Source organism: Ornithinibacter sp. (genome assembly GCF_035443565.1).
Classification (GTDB): Bacteria; Actinomycetota; Actinomycetes; order Actinomycetales; family Dermatophilaceae; genus Fodinibacter.
The window spans coordinates 2268-7931 of sequence record NZ_DAORSO010000110.1; the positions used below are offsets into that span (position 1 = coordinate 2268).

The window sequence follows — 5664 nt, forward strand, 5'->3', positions numbered from 1 at the left end:
CGACGACCACGCACACCTGCACGCTGCACCCACCGAGAAGATCTCGGTGCGCTCCGGTGAGATGGCCGGGCGCAGCAACGACCCGGCCGGCCCGGCATCCCCCAACGCCGCTGGGGAGGCGGCGCCACCCGTGGCGCGCACCGGGCATCCGAGCTACCCGATCGAGGACGGCCCCGACGGCCCCGGCCCCGCGCCGTACGTCACGATCGTGCTGCCCTGCTACAACGAGGGCGCGCACGTGCTGAAGGAGATTGACCGCATCACCGCGGCGATGACCGCCAGCGAGCTCACCTACGAGCTGCTCTGCATCGACGACGCCAGCACCGACGACACCCTCGACGTGCTCCGCCACGCGCAGCAGAACTACCCGAACCTGCGGATCCTGCCGTTCCGGCGCAACGGCGGCTCGGGCACCGCCCGGCGCATCGGCACCCAGCAGGCCCGCGGCGAGATCGTCGTGTGGACCGACGCCGACATGACCTACGAGAACGAGCGCATCCCCGAGCTCGTGCGGATCCTTCGCGACGACGCCAGCTACGACCAGGTGGTCGGCGCCCGCACCACCGAGGAGGGCACCCACAAGTGGGCGCGCGTGCCCGCCAAGTGGCTCATCCGCAACATCGCCCAGTGGCTCACCAAGACCAAGATCCCCGACCTGAACTCGGGCCTGCGGGCCTTCCGCCGCGAGGTGTCGCTGCCGTACCTGCGCCTGCTGCCCGCCGGGTTCTCCTGCGTCACGACGATCACCATCGCGTTCCTGGCCAACCAGCACGACATCAAGTACGTCGAGACCAGCTACGCCAAGCGCGCCGGGGTGAGCAAGTTCCACTTCGTCGGCGACGCCTACCGCTACATCCTCCAGGTGCTGCGCATGGTCATGTACTTCGACCCGCTCAAGGTGCTCATGCCCCCGGCCCTGTGGATGATCGTCCTCGGCGTCGGCAAGGCCGTCGTCGACATGGTGCGCCACCCCTTCTACTTCCCGGCGAGCACGGTGCTGCTCATCGTCAGCGGCATCATGATCGCCAGCCTGGCCCTGCTCTCCGACCTCGTGGTGAGATCGCGAGACGGTGTCTGAGCGCGACGCGTCGTCGGGCAGCGCCGCGCTCACCGTCGCGCTCGTCGGCCCCACGCACCCCTTCAAGGGTGGGGTGGCGGCCCACACGACGACCCTCGCGCACGAGCTGAGCGAGGCCGGCCACGAGGTCACCCTCGTGTCGTGGAGCCACCTCTACCCGAGCGCGCTCTATCCCGGCGAGCAGTCCGTGCCCGGCGGAGCCCCCGACGTCGAGCCGTTCCCGCGCACCCTGCGCGTGCTCTCCTGGGCGCGCCCGGACACCTGGCTGCGCACCGGTCGCCGCCTGCGTGACGTCGACGTCATCGTCGTCGTGCACGTCATCCCCGCCGTGGTCCCCGCCCACCTGGCCCTGCTGCGCGCCGCTGGCGCCGGCCGCCGCACGGCATCCGGGCACGGGCCGCGCACGATCCTCATCGCCCACAACGTGCTCCCGCACGAGAGCCACCCCGGGGCGCGCCAGCTCGTCGAGTCGCTCGTGGAGCGGGTGGATGCCGTCGTGGTCCACTCCGACGAGCAGGCCCGCCTGGCGATGACCCTCGGCGCCCACCACGTGCGCCAGCTCGACCTCCCACCGCACCTTCCCGGGGGAGACCCCGAGCCCCGCGTGGCGAACGACGCTGACACAGCCAGCACTCCCGTGCGGGTGCTCGCCCTCGGCATCGTGCGCGACTACAAGGGGGTCGACCTCCTCGTCGACGCGGTGCGCGACGTGCCCGGCATCCACCTCACCATCGCGGGGGAGTTGTGGGGGGATGCCGGTCGCACGGTTCGCGACCTCGCGAACGACCCGCGCGTCGCGGGTCGCGTCGAGCTGCACCCGGGGTACGTGCCCGCCGACCGGATCGCCGGGCTCCTGGCCCAGCACGACGTCATGGCCCTGACCTACCGGACGGCCACCGCCTCGCAGAACGTGCTGCTCGCCCACAAGCACGGCCTGCCCGTGCTCGCGACCACCGTCGGCACCTTCCCCGAGCAGATCCGTGACGGCGTCGACGGGCTGCTCGTCCCGCCGGGCGACCGGGGGGCCCTCGTCGAGGCCCTGCGCCGTCTCGCTGAGCCCGGCGTCACCGAGGCGTTGCGCTCGGCAGTGCGCCCGCCCGACCTCTCCGGGCCGTGGGCGAACTACGTCGGGGGCATCGAGGCGCTCGCCGCGGCCCCGCTCGGCCCCGTCGACGGGGCCGACTCCGAGGGCGGTGGGGCCGGGCTCCGGCTCGGTCCGGTGGCGCGCGCGAAGGCGACCGTCGCCGGCATCCGGGCTCGCCGTCGCCCCGTCGTCGAGATCGCCCCGGGTGACATCCCGTCGCGGGTGCGAGCGACCGACGTGCTGGCCCTGGACTCCGACGCCGTCGATGCCGTCGCCATCGCCCGGGAGCTGGGCCTGCCCCGGCCCGGCGAGCCGGTGGCGGCCTGGGCGGCCCTCGGGGCGCTCGCCGCGGTGGTGCGCATCCGGGACGACGGGCACCGCTCCTCGGTCATCGTCGACGAGTCCGGCAGCGGGAGCCCACTCGGCCGCTGGGCGAGGGCCGTCGGCTTCGCCCCCGTCGAGCTCGAGCTGACCGGGCAACGCGCTGCCGTCGCCGTGCTCGACATCGACACCGCGAGCCTGGACGTCATCACCCGGCTGCACCCCGGGGGCTGCACGGCATCCGACGTCGACGTCGCCATCGGTCAGGCGTCGTGGGCGCTGCGCTCGGGTGGCCTGCTCATCCTCACGCTGCCCATCGGCGACGACGACCCCGACTTCGCGGTGCGCCCGGCCGACGTGCGCGGCATCCTCGCGCGCGCCGACGACCTCGGGCTGCGCCTTGTCGGTGACGCCGACGGTGACGTGCTCGACCGCATGCGTGACGCCCGCGCCGAGGCCACGGGTGACGACGCCCCGGTCTACGCGATGCTCCGCCTGACCTTCCGGCGGCGCTGACATGACCGGGCGGGGCGACGAGGTGGTGAAGACGGAGGTGGCCGGGGGGCGTCGGCGCACCCCGCTCGACACCCTGCGCTGGGTGGCGCTCGCGGTGGTGCTCGCGGCGGCCGGGGTGGCGCTCTGGCGCAACTGGGCCCAGGTGTCCGGCGAGCTCGGCCAGATGGGGTGGGCCACGGTGGTGCTGGCCTTCGTGCTCGTCGTCGCGGCGCCGGTGCTCACCCTCATGGGCTGGCGCGTGCTGCTCGCGGACCTCGGCACCCACCTCCCGGCCGCACCGGCGTCCAGCGTCTTCCTCGTGGGTCAGCTCGGCAAGTACCTGCCGGGGTCGGTGTGGTCCGTCGTGGCCCAGGCCGAGATGGGGGCCCGGCTGCACGTGCCACGGCGGCGGATGGCCGTCGTCGGCATCCTGTCGATCGGGTTGGCGGTGCTCACCGGGTGCCTGCTCGGAGTGCCCGCCCTGCCGCGGCTCGTCGACCGTGACGCCGATGCCTTCTCGTGGTGGTGGATCGCACTCGCCGTGGGTCTCGGGGCGGTGCTGCTGTGGCCGCGGCTGCTCAACGCCGCCATCACCCGGGGGCTGCGACTGCTGCGGCGAGAACCCCTCGAGCACGAGCTGTCGGGGCGTGCGATCGCCCTGACCTCGGCCTGGTTCGTCGGGGCGTGGGTCTCCACCGGGCTGGGGACCTTCGTGCTCGCGCGCAGCGTCGCCCCCGACGTGCCGCTCGGCCCGCTGCTCGTCACGAGCGTGTGCGGCTTCGCGCTCGCGTCCGCAGCCGGCATGTTCAGCATCCTCGTGCCGGCGGGCGTCGGGGTGCGCGACGGCGTGCTCGCCCTCCTGCTCCTCACGCTCATGCCGCTGCCCGCGGCAACCGCGGTGGTCGTCGTCGCCCGGTTCCTCGCCGTGCTCGCGGACCTGGTGCTCGCGGGTGCCGCGTGGGCCTGGGGGCGTCGCCACCACCTCCTAGGATCGAGCTCGTGACCGACGACCAGGGCCGTGAGGAGCAGCTGGCCTACTCCGAGACGATGGCCAAGATGCTCGACGAGCAGGCCCGGCGTCAGAAGGCGGCCAAGCTCATCGCGGTGGTGCGCCACGCCCTCGGGGTCCAGCGGCTCGACGGGCTGCGCGCCCTCGACGTCGGCTGCTCGGCGGGGTTCATCGCCGACGAGCTCGCCCTCGCCGGGGCGACGACGACGGGCGTCGACATCGACGAGCCCGGGCTGGCGAAGGCCCGGGCCCGCTTCGGCGACCGGGTCGACTTCCGGGTGGCCCGCGGCGAGGCGCTGCCGTTCGACGACGACACCATGGACATCGTCGTGCTCAACCACATCTACGAGCACGTGGTCGACCCCGAAGCCGTCGTCGCCGACATCCACCGGGTGCTGCGCCCGGGCGGGGTGCTCTACCTCGGCATCGGCCACCGCTGGCAGGTGATCGAGCCGCACCACCGGCTGCCGTTCCTGTCGTGGCTGCCGCGTGGCGCCGCGGACCGCTACATGCGGCTCACCGGCAAGGGCGAGCACTACTACGAGCGCTACTACACCCCGGCCGGGTTGCGCCGCCTCTTCGCCGACTTCGACGTGTGGGACTACACCGTGCCGGTGCTGTCCGACCCCAGCGCCTTTGCCGCCGGCGACAACGTGCCGGCGTGGTCCAGCCGGGTGCCGCCGGCCGTGTTCCGGGCGGCGCTCCCGCTCGTGCCGACCTACGTGTGGGCTGCCTTCAAGGGTGCCTCGACCCCGAGCGGGCCCGCCCTGCGGGTGGCTCCCCGTCACCTCGGCTCCTGAGTCAAGGAGGCGACCCGCTCGGATGCCGGTGCAGGAGAGTCGTTCGCGGGTGGTTCGCACCTCCCGCCCGGTGCCGCTCGGGGCGGTGGTCTCGGTGTTCCGCCGGGGTGGCGGAGACCCCACGAGCCGGCGCGACCATGACGCCTGGTGGTTCGGCTGGCTCACGCCCGACGGCGCGGTGACGCTCAGGCTGTCGGTCTCCGCTGCTGCGGGCGAGGTGGCGGCGCAGGCCTGGGGGGCCGGCTCGGGGTGGGCCCTCGAAAAGGTGCCCGACCTCGTGGGTGAGCGTGACGACCCCACGGGGTTCGAGCCGCTCCATGCCCCGGTGGGGGAGGCGTGGCGGGTCTTTCCAGGGTGGCGGGTGCCGCGCTCGGGCCTGGTGCTCCAGGCGCTGGTGCCGTCGGTGATCGAGCAGAAGGTGACCGGGCAGGAGGCCTTCTCGGGGTACCGGCGACTGGTGACCCGCTTCGGGGAGCCTGCCCCCGGGCCTGGATCCGACCTCGGTCTGCGGGTACCACCGACGGCGGCGGGGTGGGCCGGCATCCCCTCGTGGGAGTGGTTGGCCGCCGGGGTTGATCCGGCGCGCTCGCGCACCGTGGTGCGGTTGGTTCGTCATGCGGGGCGGATCGAGGAGTGTGCCGACCTGCCGGTGGAGGCTGCCCGTGCTCGGCTGCAGGCGCTGCCGGGCGTGGGCCGCTGGACGTGGGCCGAGGTGGCGCAGCGGGCGCTGGGGCTGGCCGACGAGGTGAGCTTCGGCGACTACCACGTGGCCAAGAACATCGGCTGGGTGCTGACCGGCACGCCCGTCGACGACGAGGGGCTGGCGGAGTTGCTTCAGCCGTATGCCGGGCACCGCTACCGCGTGCAGCGGCTGCTC

The 5664-nt window shown here is 73.6% G+C and carries 5 protein-coding genes; all 5 read left to right on the plus strand.

What is annotated here, in order from left to right; translation table 11 throughout:
• Window positions 1-1078, plus strand: a 1078-nt coding sequence (locus tag PLL68_RS10855) for a glycosyltransferase family 2 protein (protein WP_324533980.1), incomplete at its 5' end; no start/stop codon positions are given.
• Window positions 1071-2999 carry a glycosyltransferase gene (locus PLL68_RS10860; RefSeq protein ID WP_324533982.1) on the plus strand — a complete coding sequence of 643 codons (1929 nt, stop codon included), beginning with the start codon at window positions 1071-1073 and terminating at the stop codon, window positions 2997-2999. The genes PLL68_RS10855 and PLL68_RS10860, both read left to right, overlap by 8 nt.
• A 1-nt stretch (window position 3000) precedes the next feature.
• A complete protein-coding gene (locus tag PLL68_RS10865; RefSeq protein ID WP_324533984.1) occupies window positions 3001-3981 on the plus strand; it encodes a lysylphosphatidylglycerol synthase domain-containing protein in 981 nt (326 codons plus the stop codon).
• Window positions 3978-4787 carry a class I SAM-dependent methyltransferase gene (locus PLL68_RS10870; RefSeq protein ID WP_324533986.1) on the plus strand — a complete coding sequence of 270 codons (810 nt, stop codon included), beginning with the start codon at window positions 3978-3980 and terminating at the stop codon, window positions 4785-4787. Before PLL68_RS10865 ends, PLL68_RS10870 begins: the two co-directional genes overlap by 4 nt.
• Window positions 4788-4836: 49 nt before the next feature.
• The coding region (locus PLL68_RS10875; protein WP_324533988.1) for a DNA-3-methyladenine glycosylase family protein at window positions 4837-5664 on the plus strand (828 nt) is incomplete at its 3' end.